26 protein-coding genes are annotated in these 25,701 nt (G+C 73.6%); 11 read left to right on the plus strand and 15 right to left on the minus strand.

What is annotated here, in order from left to right:
• Nucleotides 1-42: 42 nt before the first annotated feature.
• Both qcrC and ctaE read right to left on the minus strand, forming a co-directional pair.
• Nucleotides 43-879: a cytochrome bc1 complex diheme cytochrome c subunit gene (qcrC, locus tag GA0070621_RS15855; RefSeq protein WP_091196347.1), complete on the minus strand. Its 837-nt coding sequence runs from the start codon at nt 877-879 to the stop codon at nt 43-45.
• 72 nt (nt 880-951) lie between these two features.
• On the minus strand, nt 952-1,551 hold the full coding sequence (gene ctaE, locus GA0070621_RS15860; protein WP_091196350.1) for an aa3-type cytochrome oxidase subunit III: 600 nt from the start codon (nt 1,549-1,551) through the stop codon (nt 952-954).
• Nucleotides 1,552-1,659: 108 nt separating this feature from the next.
• Between ctaE and GA0070621_RS15865 the strand changes: the two genes are divergently transcribed.
• From GA0070621_RS15865 to GA0070621_RS15880, 4 genes are all read left to right on the plus strand, one after another.
• Nucleotides 1,660-2,628: a cytochrome c oxidase assembly protein gene (locus tag GA0070621_RS15865; protein WP_167666954.1), complete on the plus strand. Its 969-nt coding sequence runs from the start codon at nt 1,660-1,662 to the stop codon at nt 2,626-2,628.
• Between the two features lie 78 nt (nt 2,629-2,706).
• Complete coding sequence (locus GA0070621_RS15870) at nt 2,707-3,105, plus strand: response regulator (protein WP_091196353.1); 399 nt, start codon at nt 2,707-2,709, stop codon at nt 3,103-3,105.
• Between the two features lie 138 nt (nt 3,106-3,243).
• Nucleotides 3,244-4,290 (plus strand): anthranilate phosphoribosyltransferase, encoded by a 1,047-nt coding sequence (gene trpD, locus GA0070621_RS15875; RefSeq protein WP_091196356.1) that lies wholly within the window; start codon nt 3,244-3,246, stop codon nt 4,288-4,290.
• Between the two features lie 162 nt (nt 4,291-4,452).
• Nucleotides 4,453-4,653 (plus strand): hypothetical protein, encoded by a 201-nt coding sequence (locus GA0070621_RS15880; protein ID WP_091196358.1) that lies wholly within the window; start codon nt 4,453-4,455, stop codon nt 4,651-4,653.
• A gap of 167 nt (nt 4,654-4,820) precedes the next feature.
• Here GA0070621_RS15880 and GA0070621_RS15885 read toward each other — a convergent pair whose 3' ends face one another.
• The gene (locus GA0070621_RS15885) at nt 4,821-5,246 is read right to left on the minus strand and encodes a cytochrome c oxidase subunit 4 (protein ID WP_091196362.1); all 426 of its coding nucleotides are present in this window, start codon (nt 5,244-5,246) and stop codon (nt 4,821-4,823) included.
• A gap of 10 nt (nt 5,247-5,256) precedes the next feature.
• Nucleotides 5,257-6,228, minus strand: a complete 972-nt coding sequence (gene ctaC / locus GA0070621_RS15890) for an aa3-type cytochrome oxidase subunit II (RefSeq protein WP_091196364.1) — start codon at nt 6,226-6,228, stop codon at nt 5,257-5,259.
• A 241-nt stretch (nt 6,229-6,469) separates the two neighbouring features.
• Here ctaC and GA0070621_RS15895 point away from each other — a divergent pair, with 241 nt between their 5' ends.
• On the plus strand, nt 6,470-7,621 hold the full coding sequence (locus tag GA0070621_RS15895; RefSeq protein WP_091196365.1) for a cysteine desulfurase family protein: 1,152 nt from the start codon (nt 6,470-6,472) through the stop codon (nt 7,619-7,621).
• A complete protein-coding gene (locus GA0070621_RS15900) occupies nt 7,618-7,845 on the plus strand; it encodes a sulfurtransferase TusA family protein (RefSeq protein ID WP_091196368.1) in 228 nt (75 codons plus the stop codon). Before GA0070621_RS15895 ends, GA0070621_RS15900 begins: the two co-directional genes overlap by 4 nt.
• Before the next feature lie 72 nt (nt 7,846-7,917).
• On the opposite strand, the gene GA0070621_RS15905 is transcribed toward GA0070621_RS15900, so the two are convergent.
• Complete coding sequence (locus tag GA0070621_RS15905; protein WP_167666955.1) at nt 7,918-8,790, minus strand: M23 family metallopeptidase; 873 nt, start codon at nt 8,788-8,790, stop codon at nt 7,918-7,920.
• A gap of 172 nt (nt 8,791-8,962) precedes the next feature.
• Between GA0070621_RS15905 and GA0070621_RS15910 the strand changes: the two genes are divergently transcribed.
• Nucleotides 8,963-10,987, plus strand: a complete 2,025-nt coding sequence (locus GA0070621_RS15910; RefSeq protein ID WP_157740001.1) for a BTAD domain-containing putative transcriptional regulator — start codon at nt 8,963-8,965, stop codon at nt 10,985-10,987.
• Nucleotides 10,988-11,016: 29 nt separating this feature from the next.
• On the opposite strand, the gene GA0070621_RS15915 is transcribed toward GA0070621_RS15910, so the two are convergent.
• The 4 genes from GA0070621_RS15915 to GA0070621_RS15930 all read right to left on the minus strand — a co-directional run bounded on the left by GA0070621_RS15915 (nt 11,017) and on the right by GA0070621_RS15930 (nt 14,428).
• Nucleotides 11,017-11,577, minus strand: a complete 561-nt coding sequence (locus tag GA0070621_RS15915) for an AAA family ATPase (protein ID WP_091196373.1) — start codon at nt 11,575-11,577, stop codon at nt 11,017-11,019.
• A complete protein-coding gene (locus tag GA0070621_RS15920; protein ID WP_091196376.1) occupies nt 11,574-12,551 on the minus strand; it encodes a carbohydrate kinase family protein in 978 nt (325 codons plus the stop codon). The genes GA0070621_RS15915 and GA0070621_RS15920 overlap by 4 nt, the downstream gene beginning before the upstream one ends.
• A 221-nt stretch (nt 12,552-12,772) precedes the next feature.
• Entirely contained in the window at nt 12,773-13,141 is a 369-nt protein-coding gene (erpA, locus tag GA0070621_RS15925) for an iron-sulfur cluster insertion protein ErpA (protein WP_091196380.1), read from the minus strand.
• Nucleotides 13,142-13,291: 150 nt separating this feature from the next.
• Nucleotides 13,292-14,428: a glycerate kinase family protein gene (locus GA0070621_RS15930; protein WP_091196383.1), complete on the minus strand. Its 1,137-nt coding sequence runs from the start codon at nt 14,426-14,428 to the stop codon at nt 13,292-13,294.
• Nucleotides 14,429-14,494: 66 nt separating this feature from the next.
• Between GA0070621_RS15930 and nadA the strand changes: the two genes are divergently transcribed.
• The 3 genes from nadA (at nt 14,495) to GA0070621_RS15945 (ending at nt 17,923) form a co-directional block, all read left to right on the plus strand.
• Nucleotides 14,495-15,670, plus strand: a complete 1,176-nt coding sequence (gene nadA, locus GA0070621_RS15935; protein ID WP_091202492.1) for a quinolinate synthase NadA — start codon at nt 14,495-14,497, stop codon at nt 15,668-15,670.
• 214 nt (nt 15,671-15,884) lie between these two features.
• Nucleotides 15,885-17,240 (plus strand): UDP-N-acetylglucosamine 1-carboxyvinyltransferase, encoded by a 1,356-nt coding sequence (murA, locus tag GA0070621_RS15940; protein WP_091196386.1) that lies wholly within the window; start codon nt 15,885-15,887, stop codon nt 17,238-17,240.
• A 74-nt stretch (nt 17,241-17,314) separates the two neighbouring features.
• A complete protein-coding gene (locus GA0070621_RS15945) occupies nt 17,315-17,923 on the plus strand; it encodes a DUF3043 domain-containing protein (RefSeq protein WP_091196389.1) in 609 nt (202 codons plus the stop codon).
• 52 nt (nt 17,924-17,975) lie between these two features.
• Here the strand turns inward: GA0070621_RS15945 and GA0070621_RS15950 are convergent, their stop codons facing one another.
• On the minus strand, nt 17,976-18,284 hold the full coding sequence (locus GA0070621_RS15950) for an AzlD domain-containing protein (protein WP_091196392.1): 309 nt from the start codon (nt 18,282-18,284) through the stop codon (nt 17,976-17,978).
• On the minus strand, nt 18,278-19,099 hold the full coding sequence (locus GA0070621_RS15955; protein ID WP_091202493.1) for an AzlC family ABC transporter permease: 822 nt from the start codon (nt 19,097-19,099) through the stop codon (nt 18,278-18,280). The genes GA0070621_RS15950 and GA0070621_RS15955 overlap by 7 nt, the downstream gene beginning before the upstream one ends.
• Before the next feature lie 66 nt (nt 19,100-19,165).
• Between GA0070621_RS15955 and GA0070621_RS15960 the strand changes: the two genes are divergently transcribed.
• Nucleotides 19,166-19,726, plus strand: a complete 561-nt coding sequence (locus GA0070621_RS15960; protein ID WP_091196395.1) for a helix-turn-helix domain-containing protein — start codon at nt 19,166-19,168, stop codon at nt 19,724-19,726.
• 40 nt (nt 19,727-19,766) lie between these two features.
• Here the strand turns inward: GA0070621_RS15960 and GA0070621_RS15965 are convergent, their stop codons facing one another.
• The 4 genes from GA0070621_RS15965 to GA0070621_RS30025 form a co-directional block, all read right to left on the minus strand.
• A complete protein-coding gene (locus tag GA0070621_RS15965; RefSeq protein ID WP_091196397.1) occupies nt 19,767-20,738 on the minus strand; it encodes an ABC transporter ATP-binding protein in 972 nt (323 codons plus the stop codon).
• Nucleotides 20,735-21,538: an ABC transporter permease gene (locus GA0070621_RS15970; protein WP_091196400.1), complete on the minus strand. Its 804-nt coding sequence runs from the start codon at nt 21,536-21,538 to the stop codon at nt 20,735-20,737. The genes GA0070621_RS15965 and GA0070621_RS15970 overlap by 4 nt, the downstream gene beginning before the upstream one ends.
• The gene (locus GA0070621_RS15975) at nt 21,531-22,382 is read right to left on the minus strand and encodes an ABC transporter permease (RefSeq protein ID WP_091196402.1); all 852 of its coding nucleotides are present in this window, start codon (nt 22,380-22,382) and stop codon (nt 21,531-21,533) included. The genes GA0070621_RS15970 and GA0070621_RS15975 overlap by 8 nt, the downstream gene beginning before the upstream one ends.
• 923 nt (nt 22,383-23,305) lie before the next feature.
• Nucleotides 23,306-24,145 carry a hypothetical protein gene (locus GA0070621_RS30025; RefSeq protein WP_167666958.1) on the minus strand — a complete coding sequence of 280 codons (840 nt, stop codon included), beginning with the start codon at nt 24,143-24,145 and terminating at the stop codon, nt 23,306-23,308.
• Between the last annotated feature and the right edge of the window lie 1,556 nt (nt 24,146-25,701).

Raw genomic sequence — 25,701 nt, forward strand, 5'->3', positions numbered from 1 at the left:
CGGGGGTCGACGCCGCAGCACTGAAACGAATGGTTCGCTCGGTCACGACTTGCCCGCAATCCACAGGCTCGCGAAGACCAGCGCGACGATGCCGACCAGGAAGGCCGCCACGCCCTCGGTCGACGGGCCGTACCGGCCCAGGTTGAAACCGCCCTGGTCCTGGTCGGCCTTCAGGGTCTCCTGGATGTAGGCGATGATGTCCGCCTTCTCCTGCGGAGAGATCTGGTTGTCCCCGAACACCGGCATGTTCTGCGGGCCGCTCAGCATCGCGGCGTAGATCTGCCGGTCGCTGGCCGGCTTGAGGCTCGGCGCGTACTTGCCGGAGGAGAGGGCACCGCCGCCGCCGCCGAAGGCGTGGCACTGCGAGCAGTTGATCCGGAACAGCTCGCCACCGGTGGCCAGGTCGGCGTTCTGGCGCAGGTTGTTCCCAGCGGGGACCTGCGGGCCGCCGCCGAGTTCCTGGATGTACTGGCCGAGCTGGCGCACCTGCTCGTCGGTGAACGACGGCGGCTTGCGCATGGCCTGGGCCTCCTGCCGGGCCATCGGCATCCGACCGGTGCTGACCTGGAACTCGACCGCCGCCGAACCGACACCGATCAGGCTCGGACCGCGGCCGTCGATGCCCTGCGCGTTGCGCCCGTGACAGCTCACACAGCTCACGTCGAACAGCGCCTTGCCCTCGTTGGCGGCGGCGCTCAGGGGCGGCGTGTCCTGCGCCTGCACGCCGGGGGCGAAGACGGTGTAGGCGCCGCCGGCCAGCATCAGCGCGGCGGCCAGCCGGACCGCGGCACCCAGCCGGCGGCGGCCCCTGCTGCGCGCTACGGGCCGCCCGCGCAGCCGCGCGAGCAGACCGCGTCGGCGGTCGTTGTCAGAAGTCATGACCTGTGTCCTTAACCGGTTGGACCTTGTCTCAGGGGACGGAGCAGCGGCGCGGTACGTGACGCGCCAAGATCACTGGAGCCAGTAGATCATGGCGTAGAGCCCGATCCACACGACGTCGACGAAGTGCCAGTAGTAGGACACGACGATGGCCGACGTGGCCTGCGCCGGGGTGAACCGGCCCATGGTGGTGCGGATCATGAAGATGACGAAGGCGATCAGACCGCCGGTCACGTGCAGACCGTGGAAGCCGGTGGTCAGGTAGAACATCGACCCGTACCCGTCCGCGTTGATCTTGACGCCCTCGTGCACCAGGTTGCGGTACTCGTTCGCCTGGCCGAGCACGAAGATCAAACCCATCACGAAGGTGATCGTGAACCACCGGCGGAGGGCGTGGACGTCACCCTTCTCGGCCGCGAAGACACCGAGCTGGCAGGTCACCGAGGAGAGCACCAGGATCACCGTGAAGGTGGTCGCATAGGGGATGTTCAGGATCTCGGTGTGCTTCTCCCACTGCTCCGGCGCCGCCGCGCGGATCGAGAAGTACATCGCGAACAGCGCCGCGAAGAACATGAGTTCGCTGGAGAGCCACACGATCGTCCCGACGCTGACCATGTTGGGGCGCGTCAGAGAGTGGATCCGGCTCTTGTCAATGGCTGGGGCCGCAGTCACGCGGTCATTATTGCCCTTGACCGGGAACGACGATCAGCGGGGTGGCAAACCCGTGCCGACAGTGGCCCGATCGGGGTCGTCCGCTTCGCCTGACCTACCCTGAAAAGCGTGCTGCACGCCGATCCGATCTTCGCCGCCACCTCGGGCGCTCCGCCATCCCTCGCTCCGGCGATCCTGGCGGCGGGGAACGAGGCCGTCCCGCCGCCGTTCACCGTCGCCCGGATCCTCACCGAGACCCGGCTGAACAGCTGGTTAGCCCTCGGGCTGCTCCTCGCCGCCGGCCTCTACCTGTACGGCGTGTACCGGCTGCGGCTGCGCGGCGACCGCTGGCCGGCGGTCCGCACGGTGTGCTTCCTCGTACCCGGCCTGGGCGGCATCGCGGCGGTCACGCTCAGCGGGCTGGGCGCGTACGACACCACCCTGCTGTCGGTGCACATGGTGCAGCACATGGCGCTGTCCATGGTCTCGCCGATCTTCCTGGCGCTCGGTGCCCCGGTGACGCTCGCCCTGCGTACGCTCCCGGTGCGGCCCCGCAAGCGGCTGCTGGCGATCGTGCACAGCCGGATCGCCCGGATCTACAGCTTCCCGCTGGTCGCGTTCGCCATCTTCGTGGTGAACCCGTTCGCGCTCTACTTCACCGACCTCTACCACTACACCCTGCAGCACGAGTGGGCGCACGAGCTGGTGCACGCCCACTTCATCGCCACCGGCTGCGTCTTCTTCTGGCCGCTGCTCGGCCTGGACCCGCTGCCCGGCCGCTGGCCGTACCCGGCCCGGGCGCTGCTGATGGTGCTCTCCGTGCCGTTCCACACCGTGCTCGGGCTCACGATCATGCAGAGCACCACCCTGCTCGGCGGCGACTGGTACCCGTCGCTGGGGCTGAGCTGGTCGGACCCGTGGAACGACCAGGTGGTGGCCGGCGGCGTGCTCTGGGCCGGCGGCGAGTTCGTCAGCGTCACCATGTTGGCCGTGCTGGTCGTCCAGTGGATCAAACAGTCCGAACGCGAGGCCCGCCGGCTGGACCGCGAGCTGGACCGCCAGGAGGCCCGCGAGCGGGCCGCCGAGGCCGCCGGCTGAGCTCCGCGAGGGCGGGCCGTCCGCCCGGATGTGACGACCGCTACGATCAGCGGGCAGCTACGAAGTGGGAGTGCCGGCATGAGTGAGCGTCTTTACACCGTCCTGCTCTACAGCGACGACCCGAAGGTCCGCGACCAGATGCGGCTCGCCGTCGGCACCCGCCCCGCGCCCGGGATCGAGATCGAGTTCGTCGAGGCCTCCGACTACGCCGAGTGCGTCCGGCTCGTCGACGACTACGAGATCGACCTGCTCCTGCTCGACGGCGAGGCGACCCCGGGCGGCGGCATCGGCATCGCCCGCCAGATCAAGGACGACCGGGACGACGCCCCGCCGACCTGCGTGGTGCTCGCCCGCGCCGCCGACCGCTGGCTGGCCGCGTACGCCGAGGTCGACGCCACGCTGGCCCACCCGCTCGACCCGGTGACCACCGGCACCACCGTCGCCGAGCTGCTGCGGCGTACGCACGCCGTGGCCTGAGCCGACCCACCCGGCGCCACGGCAGCGTGGCCGTGGCGCCGACGCTCCGGCCACAGTTCGGCCGCCGCGCCGCCAGGCGACGCCGGCACGGATGAGGGCCGCCACACCCGCCTTCCACGCCCGCTCAGGAGGCCCACCATGGGCGAACGGACCTGGCCACTGCTGCTCAACGCGCTGCTGCGCGGTGAGGAACTCTCCACCGCCGACACCGCCTGGGCGATGGACGAGATCATGACCGGCTCGGCCAGTCCGGTGCAGGTGGCCGGCTTCGCGGTGGCGCTGCGCGCCAAGGGTGAGACCCCGGCCGAGCTGACCGGCCTGGTGGAGGCGATGCTCGGCTGCTCCGTCGAGGTCGAGCTGCCCGAGGAGGTACGCGCCACCGCGCTCGACGTGGTCGGCACCGGCGGCGACCTCGCGCACACGGTCAACATCTCCACGATGACGGCGCTCGTGGTGGCCGGGGCCGGCGTGCGGGTGGTCAAGCACGGCAACCGGGCCGCCTCCTCGTCCTGCGGCACCGCCGACCTGCTGGAACACCTCGGCGTACCGCTGGACCTGACCCCCGAGCAGGTGGCCCGGTGCGTGGCGGAGGCCGGCATCGGCTTCTGCTTCGCGGCCCGGTTCCACCCGGGGATGCGCCACGCCGGACCGGTCCGGCGGGAGGTCGGCGTACCCACCTTCTTCAACTTCCTCGGCCCGCTGACCAACCCGGCCCGCCCCCGGGCCGGCGCGGTCGGCTGCTTCGACCTGCGGATGGCGCCGGTGATGGCGGCCGTCTTCGCGGCCCGCGGCGACTCGGTGGTCGTGATGCGCGGCGAGGACGGGCTGGACGAGTTCACCACCGCCGCGCCGACCCGGGTCTGGGTGGCCCAGCAGGGCACCGTCAGAGAAGCGCTGCTGGACGCGACGGAGCTGGGGGTACCCCGGTCCACCCTGGCCGATCTGCGGGGCGGGGACGCCGCGTACAACGCCGGGGTGGCCCGTCGGCTGCTGGCCGGCGAGACCGGCCCGGTCCGGGACGCGGTGCTGGTGAACGCCGCTACGGCGCTGGCCACCCAGGGCCCGCTCGACGGCGACCTGCACGAGGCGCTGCGGGCCGGCCTGACCCGGGCGGCCGAGTCGATCGACTCCGGAGCCGCGGCCGGCGTCCTGGACCGGTGGCTCGAGGTCGGCCGTTCCCTCTGACCGGCCGGTGATCCGCCGGGCGGCGTCGCACGTCGCTCCGCCGGGCCGTACCCGCGCCGGAAGCGTCAGACGGGCGTGCCAAACTACACGGGAGTAATTTTCCGTTTTCCGCCGATGCCAGCACCATTCCTCGGCAGGCACCGGAGGCGAGAGGAGACGCCCGTGTCGGACCGCGAGCTGTACTGCGACATCTGCCAGGGCGTCGTGCTGTTCGAGACGCCGCCCCGCGCCGACGGCCACGGCGCCGAACCGGAATGGTCTGAGCTGGCCTGCACCGGCTGCGGCGCCGCGCTGCTGATCGCGGGCGCCGCCGTCCGCGCCCCGCGCCGCCACCGCCGCCCGGCCCACCGCCGCGCCGCCTGACCCTCCCACGACCGACGGGCCGGCGACCCCACGGCGGGACACCGCCCGTAGCGGCAGCTCCGGGTCACGGCGCGGGCGCTCGACACGCCGAGCGGGATCCACCGCGGCACGTACGCGTGAGGCCCGCCTCCCCGACGGGAGGCGGGCCTCACGGTGTTGCCGTCAGCTCAGTGCTCGGCGGTCCGGCGGGTGCCGGAGTAGTACTCGAAGAGCAGGCCGCAGGCGGCGAAGATGACCGCCACCAGGCCCAGGCCCAGCAGCCACATCTGCCAGAAGACCAGCCCGGTGCCGGCGATCGCGGCGGCCAGGGCCAGGCCGAACGGCCAGTAGCTGCCCGGGCTGAAGAAGCCGACCTCGCCCGCGCCGTCGGCGATCTCGCCGTCCGGACGGTCCTCCGGGCGCAGGTCGATACGCCGGGAGATGAACCAGAAGAAGCCGCCGCACATCGAGCAGAGCAGGAACGACAGCAGCAGCGCCACCGTGCCGACCCACTCGATCCGACCGCTCTCGCCGTGCGTCCAGGCGCCGTAGAGAATGGTGACGCCGAAGAGGAACGCCGCGACGGTCAGGAAGATTCGCCACTCGGTCTTCATGCCGGATTCCTCAGCTTCCCGCGCCGGCCGACGCGTCGGACGGGTTGAAGTTGTTCTTGGTGCGTCGGGTGTCGAACGGCTCGGTGGTGCTCGCGTACGGCGCCTCGCCGATGGCCGTGAGCGCCTCCTGCGTCGACTTGCCGGCCTTCTTCTCCGCCAGGAACTGGTCGTACTGCTGTGGCGAGACGACCCGCAGCTCGAAGTTCATGAAGGCGTGGTAGCTGCCGCACAGCTCGGCGCAGCGGCCGACGAACTCGCCCTCCTGGTCGAGGCTGGTGACCTCGAAGACGTTGCGGACGTTGCCCGGCATGACGTCGCGCTTGAACAGCAGCTCCGGCACCCAGAACGAGTGGATGACGTCCCGGCTGGTCTCCTCGAACCGGATGGACTTGCCGGTGGGCAGGACCAGCACCGGGATGACGTCGCTGGTGCCGAGGACCGAGGCGACGGTGTTGGCGTCGGGGCCCTGGCCGTCGCGGTAGTTGAACTGCCAGTTCCACTTGAAGGCGACGACCTCGACGGTCACGTCGGGGTTCTTCGTGATCTTGTCCACGCCGGTCTGCACGACCGCCGTGTAGTAGAAGAGCACGGAGACCACGAGGATCGGCGCGATGGTGTAGAGGAACTCCATCGGCAGGTTGTAGCGGGTCTGCACCGGCAGCTCGTTGCCGCGCTTCCGGTAGCGGATCACGCACCAGAAGATCAGGCCCCAGACGAACACGCCGACCGCGAGCGCCGCGATGCAGGACGCGATCCACAGGTCGTACATCCGGTGCGACTGCGGGGTGATGCCGCCCTGCGGCCACCCGAAGCCGCCGAACGTCTTGCCGACGTCGCAGCCGGTGAGCAGAACCAGCAGCGCGGCTCCGCCGAGACCGAGCCCGGCGAGCCGACCAGCACCACGCCGCCGGTGCCCACCGGCCCCCTGGGAAGCGCTGTGCCGTACGGCCGACGACCGTACCTCCGAACTCCTTGCGACCACCTGGTCCTGCCTCCCTAGCGCGCCGCGGTGGTTGTTTCCTCCAGCACCGACGGCAAAGGCGTCACCGACGGTCGCAGATTACTCGACCATGGCGGGCCTGACCGTCTTGGGGTCACTGTCCGCCCCCATCGGGGCCTCCGGCGGGGGACGGCACGATAGCGTCGGCCTTCGTGAGCGAGCGAACCATCAGGCTCAGTAGCGCGGCGCCTCGCACCGCTGCGGAGCGAAGCGAGGCAACGGCGTGAGCACATCCCCGGTATACCTGGACGCGGCCGCCGCCGCCCCACTGCACCCGGTCGCGCGGCAGGCGCTGCTGGCCGCGCTGGACGACGGCTGGGCCGACCCCGGCAAGCTCTACACCCAGGCCCGCCGGGCCCGCCAACTGCTCGACGCGGCCCGCGAGGCCACCGCGCAGACCCTCGGCGTCCGTGCCGACGAACTCTCCTTCACCCCCAGCGGTACGGCCGCGGCGCACGCCGCCGTGCTGGGCGGTCTGGCCGGGCGGCGCCGGGTCGGGGCGACCCTGGTGCATTCCGCGATCGAGCACTCCGCGGTGCTGCACGCCGCGGAGCGGCACGTGGCCGGCGGCGGCGAGGCGGTCTCCGTACCGGTGGACCGGGTCGGCCGGCTGGACCTGGACGCCTGGACGGCGGCCGTGGCCGCCCCCGGGGTGGCCCTGGCGGCCCTGATCGGGGCCAGTCACGAGGTGGGCACGGTGCAGCCGGTGCCGGCGGCGGCCGAGGCGTGCGCCGAGGCGGGGGTGCCGCTGTACGTCGACGCGGCGCAACTGGTCGGCCGGGCGCCGCTGCCGGCCGGCTGGTCGCTGCTGAGCGCCAGCGCGCACAAGTGGGGCGGGCCGCCGGGCGTCGGCCTGCTGGCGGTCCGCAAGGGCACCCGCTGGGAGTCGCCGTTCCCCGCCGACGAGCGGGAGTCCGGGCGTACCCCGGGGGTGCTCAACCTGCCGGCGGTGGTGGCGGCGGCGGCGAGCCTGCGCGCGGCGGCGGCCGACGCGGCTGCCGAGACGGCCCGGCTCGCGCCGCTGGTGGACCGGATCCGGGCCCGGGTGGCGGCCGAGGTGCCGGACGTGGAGGTGGTCGGGGACCCCGTGGACCGCCTCCCCCACCTGGTCACCTTCTCCTGTCTCTACCTGGACGGCGAGGCGCTGCTGCAGGCGCTGGACCGGCGGGGCTTCGCGGTCTCCTCCGGCTCCTCCTGCACCTCGTCCACGCTGCGTCCGTCGCACGTGCTGGAGGCGATGGGGGTGCTGTCGCACGGCAACGTCCGGGTGTCGCTGCACCGGGAGAGCACCGAGGCTGACGTGGACCGCTTCCTCGCCGAGCTGCCCCGGGTGGTCGCCGACCTGCGCGCCGAAGCGGGAGTGACCGGGCTGTGAGCGAGCCGGACGAGGTGCTGGACTGTCGGGGGCAGCGGTGCCCGCTGCCGGTGATCAAACTGGCCCGCCGGCTGCCCGAGCTGCCCGTCGGCGCGGTGGTACGGGTGCTGGCCGACGACCCGGCCGCCGCGGTGGACATCCCGGCCTGGTGCCGCATGCGCGGCCAGCACTTCATCGGGGCCCTCCCCGACCTTCCCGCCTACGACGTCCGCCGAACCCACTGACCCCCCTCCCCGTTGATCAAGAGGTTCGCGTCGCGCGGTGCGACGCGAACCTCTTGATCGACACAGGGTCGGTCAGCCGCAGTGCTCGAAGGCCGAGGTGTAGCTGGAGCCACCGGTGCTGCCGCCCCACTTCACGCAACCCGGCGACGTACGGATCACCGGCCCCGCGTAGTAGGAGAAGTTGCCCGAGTCCGTCGATCTCGCGGCGCCCTGCGGTTCGAGGAAGGCGCTCGTGGCGGTGGCCGTACCGACGTTGGCCATCTTCAGGGTGACCACGCAGTTCTCGCCGGTCGAGCCCTTCCAGAGCAGGTTGGCGGTGCCGGCGGAACCGAGCTTCGCCGAGTCGATGACCTCGAATCCGCTGCCGCACACCGTGGCCGGGTCGTACGACGTGGCGCAGTTCTGGCTGGTCACCGAGGCGTTCGGGTAGGAGAAGGTGGAGCCGTTGAAGACGGCCTTGATGATGTGCGACTGGGCACGGTCCGGGTAACGCACCTCGAAGTGCAGGTGCGGGGAGATGTCGTTGCCCGGCTTGCTGGTGTTGCCGACCGCCCCGATGGCCTGGCCGCGCAGGACCGCCGCTCCGGCGGCCACCGCCCGCTTGTCCAGGTGCGCGTAGTACGTGTAGTACCCGCCGCCGTGGTTGATCACGATCAGGTTGCCGTACCCGTTGGTGCTGCCCTGGTGTGCGGAGACCTCGACAGTTCCGGCGGCGGCGGCCAGCACGGTGTCCCCGAGATCCGCGTCCGCGGTGGACCCACGGTTGAAGTCGATCTCCCAGGACACGTGGGCGCTGCTGTTGCTGCTGTTGCCCTGCCAGGTCTGCCCGCACGGGAAGGGAAGGTGGAACGCCGGCGCGGCGTGCGCCGGGTTCGCGATCAGCAGGGTCCCCGCGACACCGATGACGAAGGCGCTCGCGGCCCTCAGCAGATGGCGTAGTCGCATGGTCGTCCTCTCCGTAGCTGCTCGGGGGCCACCAGCCTGGGCCGGCTCGCTCCAGCCCGGCTCCACATTCCCTACAGTCGATCAACGCCCGACCGGCCGTCACCACTGGTCCCGTCCGGTTGCCGCCGCGTAGCATCGGCAAAGACGATCATCGATCGTGGGTGGTGTGCTGATGCCAGCAGGACTTGAGCTACGCATACTTGGTCCACTGGAGTTGCTGCGCGACGGTGCGCCCGTCCCGCTGGCCGGCGTCAAACCCCGGCAACTGCTCGCCACGCTCGCCCTCCGAAACCAGCGCACGGTCGCGGTGGACCACCTGATCGAGGTGCTCTGGCCACAGGACCCGCCCCGCTCGGCGGTGGCCAACGTGCACACGTACGTCCACGCCCTGCGTACCCTCCTCGGCGCGGCCCGGCTTCGCCGGCAACCGCCCGGCTACCGGCTGCTGCTGGGCCCCGCCGAACTCGACCTGGCCCGCTTCGACGAGCACGACCAGGCCACCGACCCGGCCCGGCTGGACGCCGCGTTGGCGCTGTGGCGGGGCGACCCGATCGAGAACCTGCCGCACTCGCCGCTGTGGCGGCCCGAGGTGGAGCGCCTGGTCGAACGCAGGCGGCTGCTGCGGGAGCAGCGGGCCCGGGTACGCATCGAGTCCGGCGACGCGGCCGGGGCGGTCGCCGACCTACGGGCGCTGGTGGCCGAGGACCCGCTGCGGGAGGAGGCCTGGCGGCTGTTGGTCAGCGCGCTCGAGGCGACCGGCCGTCGCGCGGAGGCCCTGTCGACCTACTCCAGCGCCCGCCGTTTCCTGGTGGAAGGGTTGGGCGTCGAGCCCAGCGAACCGCTGCGCCGGTTGCATCGCAGCCTGCTGACCCAGGACGAGCCGGCGGCCCCGCCCCGGCTCGACGGCGACGCGGCCACGATGCTGCGCGGGTTCGCCCTGCTCGGCCTCGGGCCGGCACCCGACTGGGTGGCGTCGGCCCTGCTGGACCGGGACGACGTCCAGACCGTGCTGGACAGTCTGGTGCTCGGCCGGCTGGTACGCCGGGTCGGCCGGGACGAGCTGGGGCAGCCGCGGTTCCGGCTGTCGGTAGCGGCCAGCCTGCTGGCACCGGAGCTGCCCGACCCGGTCGACGAGGCGATGCTGTGCCGGGTCCTCGGCGGCTACCTCGACCTGGCCGGACGGGCCGCGCGGGGCCTGCCGGCCCAGATCTTCGGCCCCGGGTTGAGCGTCGCGGCCCGCTGGCCGGTGCCGGCCGCCGCCGAGCTGACCAAGGACCCGGTCGCCTGGTTCACCGTCGAGCGGCAGGCGCTGCTCGCCGCCGTCGAACTCGCCGCCCGGCTGGGCCGGTCCGAACTGGCCTGGGAGTTCGCGTACACCATGCTGCCCTGGTGCGACCTCGGCGGCCACAGCGCCGAGTGGGAGCAGACCCATCGCACCGCCCTCGGCACCTGCCGGCGCACCGGTGACCTGCTCGGCGAGGCGGTGAGCCTGCGCGGTCTCGGGCAACTGCACCTGTACCGCGATCATTACGGCGCCGCCGCCGAGGCGTTCAGCCGGGCCCGGCTGGCGTACGCCCGGCTGGGCAACACGTACGGCGAGGCGGGCGCCCTGGCCGGGCTGGGATCCGTACACCGGATCCGCGGTGACCACGACGCCGCGTACGACTGCTACCAGCAGGCGCTGGCGTACTACCTGACAGTCGGCGACCAGCACGGCCAGGCGTACGTGCACGGGGCGCTGGCCCTGGTGTGGCTGGCCCGCAACAACCCGGCCGAGGCGCTCCGCGCACTGAACGCCGGCCTGCCGCTCGCGACCGAACTGGACGACCAGCACCGGGTGGCGCACCTGTTGCACCGGCTCGGGCTGATCCGGATGTCGCTCGACGAGGCGGTGGCCGCCCGTGGCTGCTTCACCGCCGCGCTCGACCGATTCACCGCCATCGGCGACGCGCACGGCCAGGCGTACTGCCTCAGCGACCTGGCCGAGCTGGAACAGGGTGTCGCGGCGATCACCCGGCTCAGCCGGGCGCTGGAGATCTTCGAGCAGATCGGGGACCGCCGCGGCCAGGAGCAGACCGCCCGCCGCCTGGGTGAACTGCACCGGGACGCCGGGCGGGAGCGGCTCGGCGACGCCTATCTGGCCGAGGCGCGACGACTACGCTCCACCGTCCAGGACGAGCTGACCCGCCCCACCTGACCCACCCCCGCCTCGGGCGCGGGGCGGGGTCAGCGGAGGTAGGCGAGGATGCCGGGGAGGGGGTCGGTGTCGACGGCGGTGTCCACCACCAGGCGGGGGCCGATGATCGGCTCGTACTCGGCGCGGCGGACCAGGGTCTGCTCCCAGGTGGGCAGGTGCTCGTCGGGGAGCCGGGACTCGACCCGCCGGCGGTGCTCGGCCTCGTCCCCGCAGTGCACCTCGATCACCCGCAGCGGCACCCCGGCCCGGACGGCCAGGTCGTGCCAGAGGCCACGGGCACTGGCCACCGGGTTGACGGCGTCCACCACCACGCTCAGCCCGAGGCCGAGCTGCACCTCGGCGAGCCCGGCGACCGCGCCGTACGCGGCTGTCCCGGGCACGTCGCCGACCAGCCCGTACCGCCCGAGGGCCCGTTCCACCGGGTCGACCGGCAGGACCGGGGCGCGCAGCGCGGCACCGACCCGGACGGCGAGCGTGCTCTTGCCCACGCCCGGCAGCCCGGCGAAGGCGACCAGCAGCGGGCCGTCGGCGCCGGGGCGGACGGCGCCCGGGTCGACCGTCGCGCCCGGACCGGGTACGCCGGAGGTCACGGCACCAGGTGCGGCCGGACGTCCTCGGCGGCCGCGTCCCCGTACGACTCGGCGAGACGCTTCACGAACAGATCCCGGCGGACCTGGTATTCCTGGGTGCCGACGGTCTCCAGCACCAGGGTGGCCAGCAGCGAGCCGACCTGGGCGGCACGCTCCAGGCCCAGGCCCCAGGACAGGGCGGCGAAGAAGCCGGCCCGGAAGCCGTCGCCCACGCCGGTCGGGTCGACCGCCTGGATCTCCCGGGCGATCGGCACGTGGATGGTGTCGAAGTCCCGGCCGGCGATCTCCGCGCCGTCCTTGCCCAGCGTGGTGACCCGGATCTTGACCCGGTCGAGGAGCTGCGCGTCGGAGAGACCCGCCTTGCTCAGCAGCAGCGACTTCTCGTAGTCGTTGGTCATCAGGAATTCGGCGCCGTCGATCAGGCCGAGGACCTGTTCGCCGTCCATCCGGGCGAGCTGCTGGGACGGGTCGGCGACGAACCGGTAACCGCGCTCCCGGCTCTCCTCCGAGTGCCGGACCATCGCCTCCGGGTCGTTGGCGCCGACCAGCACCAGGTCGAGGCCGCCCAGCCGCGCCGCCACCGGGGCCAGCTCGATGTTGCGGGCCTCGCTCATCGCGCCCGCGTAGAACGAGGCGATCTGGCACATGTCGGTGTCGGTGGTGCAGACGAAGCGCGCGGTGTGCGCCACCTCGCTGACGTGCACCGAGTCGCAGTCCACGCCGTGCCGCTCCAGCCACGACCGGTAGTCGGCGAAGTCGGCGCCGACCGCGCCGAGCAGCACCGGGCGCAGTCCGAGCTGGGCCATGCCGAAGGCGATGTTCGCCGCCACCCCGCCGCGCCGCAGCACCAGGTCGTCCACGAGGAACGACAGCGACACCTTGTGCAGCTGGTCGGCGATGAGCTGGTCGGCGAAGCGGCCGGGGAAGCTCATCAGGTGATCGGTGGCGATCGAGCCGGTCACGGCGATCTTCATGTCAACCCTCGGGGTCGGGAGCACGGCGCGGGTCAGCCTACCGGTCGCCCCGGCCCGCCGTACGGCCTCGGTCGGCAACCGGTCGTCGGCCGCACATCCGGGCGTCACCGTGGGTACACCCGCCGGAAGAACGCGACGGCGGGACCGCCCGGTGAGGGGGCGGTCCCGCCGTTGTCGGGTGTGTCAGCCGTCGGCCCGGTGCGGACCGACCCGGCGTCGACTCAGCTGAACGAGTCGCCGCAGGCGCAGGAGTTGCCGGCGTTCGGGTTGTCGATGGTGAAGCCCTGGGCGTCGATCCGGTCGGCGAAGTCGATGGTCGCACCGGTCAGGTAGGGCGCGCTCATCCGGTCGACGACGACCTCGACACCGTCGTAGTCGGTGACGATGTCACCGTCGAGCGACCGCTCGTCGAAGAAGAGCTGGTACCGCAGGCCGGAGCAGCCGCCCGGCTGCACGGCGACCCGGAGCCGCAGGTCGTCGCGGCCCTCCTGCTCGATCAGGGCCTTGACCTTCTGCGCCGCGACGTCGGTGAGGACGACGGTGCTGGGGGCCTTGGCCTCGGTCGACTCGGTCTGCGCTGGCGTGGTCACGTGGAAATCTCCCTGCGCGTGTGGGTCCGGACGCACTGGCCAACATTTCCCGTCGCCCAGTCATTCCCGGTGTGGTCCGGATCCGATCGTACGCCGCCCCGACGGAAGTCACCCCAGGTGCCGAGACTCGTGGCGGAAACAGCGGGCCGGTCAGCGGCTCCACTGCCGGGCCAACCGGGCACCGAGCGCGCGCAGCCCCTCGGCGGGCCGGTCCAGCGCCGCCTCCGCCCCGCCGCGCTCCTCGCCCCCGAAGTGCTCCACCAGGCTGTACGTCTCGGTCACGCCGGCCGCGGCGGCCTCCCGCCGCCCGGTGCTCACCCGTCCCGCCAGCACCACGCAGGGCAGGCCCCGGTCCCGGGCGGCCCCGGCCACCCCGGCCACGACCTTGCCGCGCAGCGACTGGTGGTCGAAGGACCCCTCCCCCGTGATCACCAGATCGGCGGCGTCCAGCGCGGCGTCCAGCCCGATGGCCCGGGTGACCAGCCCGATGCCGGACTCGGCCCGGCCGCCGAGGGCGAGGACGGCCGCGCCGAGCCCGCCCGCCGCGCCGCCGCCGGGCAGCGTGCCGAGCCCCGGTGGGCAGCCGGGCAACTCGCGTTCCAGCACCCCGGCCCAGCGCTCCAGCGCCGCGTCGAGCAGCAGGACGTCGGACCGGTCGGCGCCCTTCTGCGGGCCGTACACGTTGCTGGCGCCGTGCAGCCCGAGCAGCGGGTTGTCGACGTCGGTGGCGGCGACCAGGGCGGCGCCGCGGACCCGTGGGGCGCCGTCCAGCGCGGCCACCGCCGCGAGGGCCGCCCCGCCGTACGGCAGGGCCCGGCCGGCCTCGTCCAGCGCGGTGACGCCCAGCGGGGTGAACATGCCGGCGCCCCCGTCGTTGGTGGCGGAGCCGCCCAGCCCGATCACCACGCTCCGCGCCCCGGCCTCGACCGCCGCGGCCACCAGCAGCCCCAGCCCGTACGAGGTGGTGGCCTTCGGATCGCGCTCTGCCTCGGACAACAGGTGCAGCCCGCACGCCTGGGCGCTCTCCAGGTACGCGGTGCCGTCGTCGGTGAGCAGGATCTCACCGGCGGCGGGGCGGCCGAGCGGGTCGATGGTCGGCACCGCCAGCCGCCGCCCGGCGAGCGCCTCGGCGAGCACCGCGACGAAGCCGGGGCCGCCGTCGGCGAGCGGCCGGATCAGCAGCTCGTCGCCGGGGGCCGCCGTTCGCCAGCCGTCGGCCACCGCGACGGCGACCTCCTGGGCCGGCAGCGTGCCGGCGAACTTGTCCGGGCAGAGCAGCACGCGCATGTGAGCAGTGTGGCAGGCCACACCGACGGCGGCCGCACGCCGGCCGCGCTGTGGGAGCATTGGGGCGTGACTTCGACCTGGGTTGAGCCCTCCAACACCGCCACTGCGCTGCTGCTCCTCGGCCGCGGCAGCGATCCCGCCACCGAGCGTGGCGTGGAGTGTCCGGGTGACCTTCCCGCGCCGAGCGACCCGGACCTGGTGGCCCGGGCGGCGGCGGCCAAGGCCGCGCTCGGCACGAAGGTCTTCGTGCTGGGCCACCACTACCAGCGCGACGAGGTGATCCAGTTCGCCGACGTGACCGGTGACTCGTTCAAGCTGGCCCGCGAGGCGGCGGCCCGCCCCGACGCGGAATACATCGTCTTCTGCGGCGTGCACTTCATGGCCGAGAGCGCGGACATCCTCACCTCGGACCGTCAGCGGGTGACCCTGCCCGACCTGGCCGCCGGCTGCTCGATGGCCGACATGGCGGTGCTGTCGCAGGTCGAGACCGCCTGGGACGTGCTGACCGAGCTGGGCATCGCGGCGGACACCGTCCCGGTGACGTACATGAACTCCTCCGCCGACATCAAGGGCTTCGTCGGCCGGCACGGCGGTGTGGTCTGCACCTCCTCCAACGCCAAGCGGGCGTTGGACTGGGCGTTCGAGCAGGGGCAGAAGGTGCTCTTCCTGCCCGACCAGCACCTGGGCCGCAACACGGCGGTGCTGGAGATGGGCTTCTCGCTGGACGACTGCGTCCTCTACGACCCGCACAAGCCGAACGGCGGGCTCACCCCGGAGCAGCTCCGCGACGCGAAGATGATCCTGTGGCGCGGGCACTGCTCGGTGCACGGCCGGTTCACCCTGGACAGCGTCAACGACGTCCGGGAGCGGGTGCCGGGGGTCAACGTGCTGGTCCACCCGGAGTGCCGGCACGAGGTGGTCACCGCCGCCGACTTCGTCGGCTCCACGGAATACATCATCAAGACCATCGAGGCGGCCCCGGCCGGCTCGGCGTGGGCGGTCGGCACCGAGCTGAACCTGGTCCGCCGGCTGGCGCTGGCCCATCCGGACAAGCAGATCATGTTCCTGGACCGGGCGGTCTGCTACTGCTCGACGATGAACCGGATCGACCTGCCGCACCTGGTGTGGGCCCTGGAGGAGCTGGTCGCCGGGCGGGTGGTCAACCAGATCACCGTCGACGCGGACACCGCGCGCCACGCCCGGGCCGCACTGGACCAGATGCTCGCCCTCCCCGGCGCTTGATCACCCTCGGTCACATCACTAGCACGGAAACGTACGGGACACCCCGGTTCGTGCCCTCGCTGGTGATGTGACCGATTCCATTTTCGTAACGGAGGGCTATGCTGCCGGAGCGACGACTTACGCGGGCCGTTTACCCGTGGCCGCATTCCGGGTAGCGATGCAGATCGTTGACCCCCCTCATCTACACGGCAGCACCAACGCGCTGGAGGTTGCGTTGACCGACGACGTCCTGGTCGTACACGGAGGCACTCCGCTGGAAGGGCGGATCCGCGTGCGCGGCGCGAAGAACCTCGTGTCCAAGGCGATGGTCGCCGCCCTGCTGGGCGACAGCCCCAGCCGACTGTTCGACGTGCCGCGGATCCGGGACGTCGAGGTGGTCCGCGGGCTGCTCGGCCTGCACGGGGTGAAGGTGAGCGACGGCGAGGAGGACGGCGAGCTCGTCTTCGATCCGTCCAACGTCGAGAGCGCCAGCACCGACCAGATCAACGTGCACGCGGGGTCCAGCCGGATCCCGATCCTGTTCTGCGGCCCGCTGCTGCACCGGCTCGGCCACGCGTTCATCCCGGACCTGGGCGGCTGCCACATCGGCCCGCGCCCGATCGACTTTCACCTCCAGGCGCTGCGCGAGTTCGGCGCCACGGTCGACAAGACCCCGGAGGGCCTGCACCTGTCGGCACCGAACGGGCTGCACGGCACCAAGTTCGCCCTGCCGTACCCGAGCGTGGGCGCCACCGAGCAGGTGCTGCTGACCGCGGTGATGGCCGAGGGCGTCACCGAGCTGCGCAACGCGGCGGTGGAGCCGGAGATCATCGACCTGATCTGCGTGCTGCAGAAGATGGGCGCGATCATCAAGGTGCACACCGACCGGGTGATCGAGATCCAGGGCGTGAAGCGGCTCAGCGGCTACACCCACCGGCCGATCCCGGACCGGATCGAGGCGGCGAGCTGGGCGGCGGCGGCGCTGGCCACCCGTGGTCACGTCGAGGTGCTGGGCGCCCAGCAGGCCGACATGATGACCTTCCTGAACATCTTCCGCTCGGTCGGCGGCGAGTACGAGGTGACCGACCTCCGGCCGCCGCGGGCCGGCAGCCCGGGCCAGGAGGGCGGCATCCGCTTCTGGCACCCGGGCGGCGAGCTGAACGCGGTGGCGCTGGAGACCGACGTCCACCCCGGCTTCATGACCGACTGGCAGCAGCCGCTCGTGGTGGCGTTGACCCAGGCCCGCGGCCTGTCGATCGTCCACGAGACGGTCTACGAGCAGCGGCTGGGCTACACCGAGGCGCTGAACACGATGGGCGCCAACATCCAGGTCTACCGGGACTGCCTGGGCGGCACGCCGTGCCGCTTCGGCCGGCGCAACTTCAAGCACTCCGCGGTGATCGCCGGCCCGAGCAAGCTGCACGCGGCCGACCTGGTCATCCCGGACCTGCGCGCCGGTTTCAGCCACCTGATCGCGGCCCTCGCGGCCGAGGGCACCTCCCGGGTGTACGGCGTCGACCTGATCAACCGCGGCTACGAGGACTTCGAGGCCAAGCTGGCGGACCTGGGCGCACACGTGGAGCGTCCGTAACATCACACTGAGTTTTCCGCGCCCGGTGCACCCGCGATGTGCACCGGGCGCGGCTGTTTGGCTACCCTTCACGAGTGCCGTCGCTGTTTCGTCGTAAGCCCGCCGACCTCGTCGAGGAGTCTGTCACCACGGTGACGACCGACGAGGCGCCCGCCGCCGCCCGTACCCGGGGCTACACCCCGAGCAAGAAGGAGCTGGGCGTGGTGACGCCGAAGCGGCCCACCGCGGGCCGCCGGGCGGGCACGCCGGGCAAGCCGCTGACCAAGGAGGAGGCCCGGGAGCAGCGCCGCTCGGCGCGCGCCGAGGCGGCGGCGGAGTTCCGGCGCGAGGGCGGCCCGCGCGACCGGGGCCCCGAGCGGCTGCTGGCCCGCAACGTGGTCGACTCCCGGCGTACGGTGGGCACCTGGTTCTTCGGTGGCGCGCTGATCGTGCTGCTCGGCTCCAACCAGGCCATGCCGCTGATCGTCCGGGTGATCTCCAACGCCCTGTGGGGCCTGCTGGCGCTCGGCGTGGTGGTCGACTCGGTCCTGATCTCCCGCAAGATCAAGAAGTTGGTGCGCGAGCGCTTCCCCAAGAGCACCGAGCGGCTCGGCTCCCTCTACTTCTACGCGATCATGCGCTCGATCACGTTCCGCAGGATGCGCGCTCCGCAGCCCCAGGTGAAGATCGGCGACAAGATCTGACCGGGCGCGACCCGGATCCGGCCCCTTCCCGCCGCCGCGGGGAGGGGCCGTGTCATGCCACCCCGAGCAGGCGCAGCAGCGCGGTGGTGCCGGCCGCCGCGACCACGACCAGCACGAAGGGTGCCCGCGGCCAGGCCAGCAGCAGCCCGACCAGCACCCCCGCCGGCCGGGCGTAGCCGGCGAACGCGCCGGCCTCGGTCAGCGCGGCGGTCGCGGCGAGGGCGGCCAGCAGGGCGGCGGCGGCGACCGGCAGCAACTGTCGGGACCACTCGGGCAGTTCCAGCCGGTCGCGCAGCAGCACCCCGGCGACCCGGAAGCCGTACGTGCCGACGGCCAGGGCGACGATCACGGCGATCAGCACGGTGCCCCCTCGGTGCGGATGACCGCCGCCGGCTCGGCCGCGCCGGTCTCGTCGTTCCGGTCCGGGTCCGGTGCGCCGGCCGGTGACCCGTCGGTGGGATCGACCCGGCCGGCCGGCACGGCGGCCGTACGGGTGGCGCCGGCCGGCCCACGGTGGCGCAGCGCGGGCACCACCACTGCGGCGAGGGCGAGCAGGACCGGCAGCCCGGCGGGCAGGAACGGGGTGGCCAGCACGGCCAGCAGGGCACCGGTCAGCGCCACCCGGCGGGTCCGCGCGTCCCGCAGGCTCGGCAGCAGCAGCGCGGCCAACCCGGCCGGGAAGGCGGCGTCGAGTCCCAGCACGGCCGGGTCGCCCACCGCGCCCCCGGCCAGCACCCCGAGCAGCGTGCCCGCGTTCCAGGCCACGAAGAGCAGTGCCCCGGCGACCCAGAACGCGTGTCGTCGGGCCGGCCCGGCCGGCCGGGCCAGGGCGAACGCGGTCGCCTCGTCGGTCATCAGGTGGCTGCCGAGCAACCGCCGCCAGCGGGCCGGCCCGAGGCTGCCACCGAGGGCCAGGCCGAACGGCAGGTGCCGGGCGTTGAGCAGCAGGCCGGCGAGGACCGCCGCGAGCGGGCTGCCGGCGACCACCAGACCCACCGCCATGAACTGCGCGCCGCCGGCGTAGACGAACACCGACATGGCGAGGGTGGCCCAGCCGGGCAGGCCGGCGGCCACCGCCACCGCGCCGAAGGACGCGCCGACGGCGACCATCGCCGCGCCGATCGCGGCGACGTCGCGGAGCACCGCCGCGTCGCCTGTTCGATATGCCGTACGCATGTCCATTATCCTGAACGCAATGGCATGCGTTCGTCAAACCGAACAAACCGACCTGTGGAGCGAACAATGACGATCGACCCCGCTCCCCCGCTGGCCACCATCGCCGCCGCCCTGCGCCGCGAACGCGAGCGGGCGGGCATCTCGCTGACCGAGCTGGCCCGCCGGGCGGGCATCGCCAAGTCCACCCTGTCGCAGCTGGAGTCCGGCGTCGGCAACCCGAGCGTCGAGACGCTCTGGGCGCTGGGAGTGGCGCTGGGCGTGCCGTTCAGCCGGCTGGTCGAGCCACCCACGGCCGCCGTCCGGGTCGTCCGAGCCGGCGAGGGCCCACGGATCCGCTCCGAGCACGCCGACTTCAGCGCCACCCTGCTCGCCGCCGGCGCGCCGCACGCCCGCCGCGACGTCTACCTGATGGAGCTGGAGCCCGGGGCCGTACGGGTGGCCGAGGCACACACCCCGCGCAGCATCGAGCACGTCGTGGTCGGGGCGGGGCGGATGCGCCTCGGCCCGGAGTCCGACCTGGTCGAGCTGGGACCGGGCGACTACGCCACGTTCCCCGGCGACACCCCGCACCGGTACGAGGCGCTGGTCCCGGGCACCTTCGCGATGCTGGTCATGGAGCACCCGTGAGCGGGCGAACCGTCCGGCGGGCACCCGGGCCCCACCAGGCTCAGCCGCCGACCTCGGCCGGGGCGCGGTAGAGCCGGGCGACGACCTCCTCGATGTCCGGCTCGACGATCGAGATGTCCCGCAGGGCGGCCAGGCCGGCGAGCCCGGCGACCACCTCGGCCACGCCCGCCGACTCCAGCGCGAAGACGAGCCGGTGCCCGTCCGCCTCCGCCCGTACCAGCGGGGCGCCGGGCAGCACCGGTGGTACGGACAGCGCCGCGTCCAGCTCGGCCACGACCATCCGGCGGGAGCCGTACCGGCTGTGCAGGGCGGCGATCGAACCGTCGTGCACCACCCGGCCGTGGTCGATCACCACGAGCCGCTGGCAGAGCCGCTCGATGTCGGCCAGGTCGTGGGTGGTGAGCACCAGGGTGGTGTCGCCGGCCCGGCCCAGCTCGGCCAGGAAACCCCGGACGGCCTGCTTGCTCACCACGTCCAGCCCGATGGTCGGCTCGTCGAGGAAAAGCACCTCCGGGCCGTGCAGCAGCGCGGCGGTCAGCTCGCCGCGCATCCGCTGCCCGAGGGAGAGCTGCCGGACCGGGATGTCCAGAAACTCGTCGAGGTCGAGCAGGCCCCGGCAGCGGGCCAGCCGGGCCGCGTGCTCCCCCGCCGGCACCCGGTAGACGTGCCGCAGCAGGTCGAACGAGTCACGCAGCGGCAGGTCCCACCAGAGCTGCGAGCGCTGCCCGAACACCACGCCGATGCGCAGCGCCAGCCGGGTCCGCTCGGCCACCGGTCGCAGCCCGCAGACCCGGGCCTCCCCCGCCGACGGCATGAGCACGCCGGTGAGCATCTTCAGAGTGGTCGACTTGCCGGCCCCGTTCGGGCCGATGTAGCCGACCATCTCGCCGCGCGCCACCCGCAGGTCGATCCCGTCGACCGCGGTGACCGTCCGCTTCTCCCGGCGCAGCCGGCCGGCCTTCACCCGAACCGTGAACTCCTTGCGCAGCCCGCGCATCTCGATGACGCTCAAGATCCCGTACTCCGGTAGTGGCGGATACCGACGCGCCAGGCCAGGGCGGCGACCGCGGCGGCGAGCACCGCGACGCCCGGCGCGGCCCAGCCGACCCAGGCCGGCAGGCCGAGCGGGTCGGCCCGGCCGAGCAGCGCCAGCGCCGGGTGGTAGCTGACAAAGGCGAACCCCAGCCCGTACGCGAAGAGCGTGCGGAACCAGCCGCCGTAGACGGTGACCGGATACGAGGTGAAGTCGCGCCCGCCGTAGGTGACCGAGTTGGCCAGCTCGCCCGAGTCGATCCAGTAGAACGACACGGTGGCCGTGGTGACGAAGACCGCGCCGAAGAAGACCACGCCGGCGAGCGGGGCGACCACGACCAGGGCGGCCCGACCGGGCGTCCAGTCGATCCCGGCCGAGCCGACCGCGACGACCAGCACGGCCAGTCCGAAGACCGCCCGGGACACCTTGCGCAGCGGCAGGTCCATCAGCAGCAGCTGGGGCAGCGCGGCCAGCGGGCGGACCAGCACCGCGTCGAAGAGGCCGGTGCGGACGTACCGGGGCAGCCGCTCGACGTTGCCGACCAGCAGGTCCGCGGTGGCGAACGCGAACGACGACATGCCGACGATCACCAGCGTCTCGCGGAGCGTGAAGCCACCCAGCTCGCGGGTGACCCCGAAGAGCACCAGCACGGTGACCACGTCGAACACCGTCGCCCCGACGTTGCCGACCAGATCCACCACGAACGACGTCCGGTACGCGGCCTGCGACCGGGCCTGCGCGCCGAGCAGCGCCCGGTAGGCCGCCAGGTGTTCAGCCACCCTGCACGACCAGGCGTCGTTCGGCCCGGCGCTGGACCAGCCGGCAGAGGACGAGCAGCGCGACGGCCCAGCCGACCTGCACCCCGACCAGGCCGAGTTGCATCGGTGCCGGATCCCGCTCGACCAGCACGTCCAGCGGGATCTGCAGCACGCTCGGGAACGGGGTGCCGTACCGCAGCAGGGCCTCCAGCCAGCCGGGCAGGAAGCCCAACGGGAAGTAGAGCCCGGCGAGCACCCCGGAACTGAGCGTCCAGAGAATCAGCGGGCCCCGGACGTCCTGCAACCAGTACGCCGTGGCGTTCACCAGGTAGCGGCAGCCGAAGCAGACCACCACGGCGAGCAGTACGGAGAGCGCGAACAGCGGCAGGGTGGCCGGGCGGCGGGGCAGGTACACGTCGAAGAAGAGCAGGCCGATCAGCACCGGCGGCAGCAGTCGGGCCAGCGACGCGAACCCGGCCCGGCCCAGGTCGGTGGCGAGGTAGCTGGTCACCGGATGGACGGGGCGGAGCAGGTCGGCGGCGACCTCGCCGGTGCGGATCCGATCGGCCAGCTCGGTCCATCCCCAGATCAGGACCACCGCCAGCAGTCCCTGCCCGACCCAGACAAAGGTGGCGAGCTGGGCACGGTCGTAGCCGGCGACCCGGCCCGTCGCGCCGGCCGCCGCGAGGAAGATGTAATACCGCAACAGGCCGAAGACGCTGTTAGTGGCCGCTCCCGCCACGGTGGCCTGGCGGTAGGTGGCATAACGCCGAAAACCGGATGCCACTATCGCGCTGAATGTCCGAAACCATCGGGTAACGTTTGCGTCCGTGGGGGATGCCACAGTGGCGGTGACAGAGCCCACGCCGCTACCCTCCTTCCGCAGCCACGACGTGCCGGACCGGGCGACTCTACCGACACGTCGGGCGCCCGGCGCGACAATTTCCAACGAGGTGACATCGCCGTGAGCGAGCGACGCGAGCCGGCCCGGGGCCGCGCCGCGCGGGCGGCGACAGGGTCCCCCCGATGAGCGGCTGGGACCGCTGGCACGAGCCCGCCGATCCGTCCTGGGCCCTCGAACCCACCCACGAGTGGCGTCCGCAGTTCCCGGGACAGCGCTACCCGGGCGACATCGGCATCGAGCACCTGACCCCGCCCGCCCCACGCGGCCGAGCCACCGTCGTCGGCCGGGCCGAGGTGCACCCGGTCAGCCCGGCACCCGGCCACGGGGAGGCGCAGCCGGTCAGCCCGGCGGGTCCCGACGAACGCCGTGGCACGTACCCCGTCAGCTCAGCCGGCCCCGACGAGCGCCGCGGCACGTACCCCGTCAGCCCAGCCGGCCCCGACGAACGACGCGGCGGCTATCCCGTCAGCCCGGCGGGTCCCGACGAACGCCGCGGCAGCTATCCCGTCAGCCCGGCGGGTCCCGACGAACGCCGCGGCAGCTATCCCGTCAGCCCGGCCGCCGGAGACCGGAATGGCGGGCACCCGGGACCGGGCGAGCGGCGCGCGTACCCGGACGGGCGCGGCTGGGACGAGCCGCGCGTGGACGAGCGGCGGACCTGGGCGGAGCGGCGCCCGCCCGGCGACGGCCACGATGGCGTACCCCGTCGCGGCCCCGCTCCCCAGCCGGGCGACCGGTACGACCCGCGCGGCCCGGACCGGGCGCGGACCTGGTCGGACGACCGGTCCGACCAGCGCTGGGTACGCCCCGAACCCGGCCGGCGGATGCCACCGCCGGACGGGGATTCCCGCCGGCCGGTCTCCCCTGCCGCCGAGCCCGGTTGGCTACCGGAGCCCGACGAGTTCCCGCACCGTCCCCAGCCGCGATCGGGCTGGTCGGAACAGCGCCGGGGTACGCCCGACGGACCGCCCAGCGCGGGCCCGCGCGGCCCGATGGAGCGGCGCGACCCCGGCGCCGACCGCCCGGCGGATCGGCGCGGCCACGGTTACGACGGCCGAGGCGACCGACACGAACCCGGCTTCGAGCGCCCGACCGAGCGCCGCGAACCCGGCTACGACCGCCCGGGTGAGCGCCGCGAACCCGGCTACGACCGCCCGGGTGAGCGGCGCGAACCCGGCTTTGACCGGCGCGAACCCGGCTTTGACCGGCGCGAACCCGGCTTCGACCGGCGGGAACCGGGCTTCGAGCGGCCAGGTGAGTGGCGCGAACCGGGCTCCGACGGCCCGCCCCGCCGGGAGTCCGACCCGCGTCGGGAGGCAGCCGCCCGGATCGACCATCACCCGGCGGCACCCATCGCCCCGGACGACCGCCGACGCCCCCTGGATCCCCACCGGGGGGAGCCCGGCCGGCACGGCGGGCCACGTCCCGGCCCGTACGGCCCAGACGAACGGCGGGACGCCCGCCCTCCGTCCGAGGGCGGACGCCCGCGTGCCGGGGAATGGCCGCTGGTCGAGCGGCGGCCCCGCACCGAGCCGGCCACGCACCGGCCCGACGAGTGGCAGCTCCCGGTCAGCCCCGGCCGGCCCGGCCCCGACGGACGCCCCGTGCGCCCGGCCGACGACGCGATCCCCCGGTACGACGATCGCCGGCACGAACCCGTCGGCCGACACGAGCCGGCGGGCCGAGACGAACGGGCGGGCCGACACGAGCCCGTCGGTCGGCACGAGCCGGTCGTACCTCGGCCCGAGGACCGGCACCGGCCCGAGGACCGTTCGGCCGGCCGCCCCCGCCCTCAGGAGTGGCAGGGCCGCCCGGAGGAGTGGCAGGGCCGCCCGGAGGAGTGGCAGGGCCGCCCGGAGGAGTGGCAGGGCCGCCCGGCCGCCCCGGCCCGCTCGGACGGCATGCGCGACCGGCCGACGACGCCTCCCGCACCGCGTCCCGAGGACGTACGCGAGCGGCCCGTCGCGCCGGCTCCCACAGGTCACGACGAGGTTCGACGCCCGCCGGTGGAGCCGGTCGGTCGGCCCGAGCCTCGGCCGTTGCCGCCGACCCAGGGCGCGCCCACCTCGGGCCCGCCGGCCTTCCACCCCCCGGCTTCGGGCGTGCCTGCCCAGGGCGCACCCGTCTCGGGCGTGCCTGCCCAGGGCGCACCCGTCTCGGGCGTGCCCGCCCAGGGCGCACCGATCTCGGGCGTGCCCGCCTCAGGCGCACCGGTTTCGGGTCTGCCCGCCCCGGGTGCACGTCCCTACCCGGCGGAGCAGCCGCCCGCGCGCGACCGGTCCGAACGGCCGGCCACGTCCGTGCCGCCGGCCCCGACGCCACCGGCGCAGCCGGTCTCCGCACCGCCCGCGCCAGCGTCCACCCCGCCCCGGCCACCGGTTCCGCCGGCGCAGGTCCCCGCGCCACCGGCCCGGCCGGTCGATGCCCCAGCCTCGGACGGCTCCCACACGCCGGCGTCCGCCGGCCGGCCCTCGGGTCCGGCCGGGCTGGACCTGTTCACCCCGGCGGATTCCGCCACCCGGTCCGCCACCGCGCCGGTCTCCGGTGCGCCAATCTCCGGTGCGCCGGTGCCGTCCGGGAACGCCCCGGTGTCGGCACCGCCGGCCGTACCCGGCTCGGCGCCGCCCGCCTACCCGGTCCCCGCGACCGCCCAGGTGGGCACCGCCACGCCGCCCACCGATCAGCGAGCGACGGTGCCGGCCGAGGCACCTCGGCAGCCGGCAGTCGACCTCCGGCCGAACACCCCGAACACCCCGGACACGCCTGTCCACGCTCGGGCGGTCGACGGCGTGGCCGGGCCGGCTTCGCCCCCCGTCGAGAGCGCCGACAGCGCCCGGGATGCTGCGCGTACCTCCCGGGTGGACAACGAGCCGGCGGCTACGCCCTCCGCAGGTCGCACGGCCGAGGGGATGGACGCCTGGTTCCTGCCGGGTCGGCCCGCGACGGAGCCGGCCGGCGAGGCCGCGACCGGCCCGACGCCTCATGCCGAGCCGAGGCCCGCGCCGCCAGCCTGGCAGGACCCGTCCGGGCGACCGACCAGCGCACCACCAGCCGGACAGGACCCGTCCGGGCGACCGACCGGCGCGCCACCAGCCTGGCAGGACCCGTCGGGCCGACCGGTCAGCGCACCGCCGGCCCGGCCGGTGGCGACGGCGCCCGCCGCACCTGCCGGTCCGGGAGCGCCGACCGGCGGGCGGTACGAGGAGTCCCGCCCGCCGGAGCGCATCGGGGCCGGTGCCGAGCCCGCCGTCGGCCCGGTCCCGCCAACCGAACGGGACGA

This window comes from Micromonospora narathiwatensis (assembly GCF_900089605.1).
In the GTDB taxonomy this organism is placed as follows: domain Bacteria; phylum Actinomycetota; class Actinomycetes; order Mycobacteriales; family Micromonosporaceae; genus Micromonospora; species Micromonospora narathiwatensis.

Excerpts from the sequence above, each read along its gene's own strand:
- GA0070621_RS15930 (WP_091196383.1), bottom strand. The coding sequence starts at position 14,428 with ATGCGCGTGCTGCTCTGCCCGGACAAGTTCGCCGGCACGCTGCCGGCC.
- GA0070621_RS15885 (WP_091196362.1), bottom strand. The coding sequence starts at position 5,246 with ATGAAGACCGAGTGGCGAATCTTCCTGACCGTCGCGGCGTTCCTCTTC.
- trpD (WP_091196356.1), top strand. The coding sequence starts at position 3,244 with ATGGGCGAACGGACCTGGCCACTGCTGCTCAACGCGCTGCTGCGCGGT.
- GA0070621_RS15905 (WP_167666955.1), bottom strand. The coding sequence starts at position 8,790 with ATGCGACTACGCCATCTGCTGAGGGCCGCGAGCGCCTTCGTCATCGGT.
- GA0070621_RS15910 (WP_157740001.1), top strand. The coding sequence starts at position 8,963 with ATGCCAGCAGGACTTGAGCTACGCATACTTGGTCCACTGGAGTTGCTG.
- qcrC (WP_091196347.1), bottom strand. The coding sequence starts at position 879 with ATGACTTCTGACAACGACCGCCGACGCGGTCTGCTCGCGCGGCTGCGC.
- GA0070621_RS15870 (WP_091196353.1), top strand. The coding sequence starts at position 2,707 with ATGAGTGAGCGTCTTTACACCGTCCTGCTCTACAGCGACGACCCGAAG.
- GA0070621_RS15960 (WP_091196395.1), top strand. The coding sequence starts at position 19,166 with ATGACGATCGACCCCGCTCCCCCGCTGGCCACCATCGCCGCCGCCCTG.
- GA0070621_RS15955 (WP_091202493.1), bottom strand. The coding sequence starts at position 19,099 with ATGCGTACGGCATATCGAACAGGCGACGCGGCGGTGCTCCGCGACGTC.
- GA0070621_RS15920 (WP_091196376.1), bottom strand. The coding sequence starts at position 12,551 with ATGAAGATCGCCGTGACCGGCTCGATCGCCACCGATCACCTGATGAGC.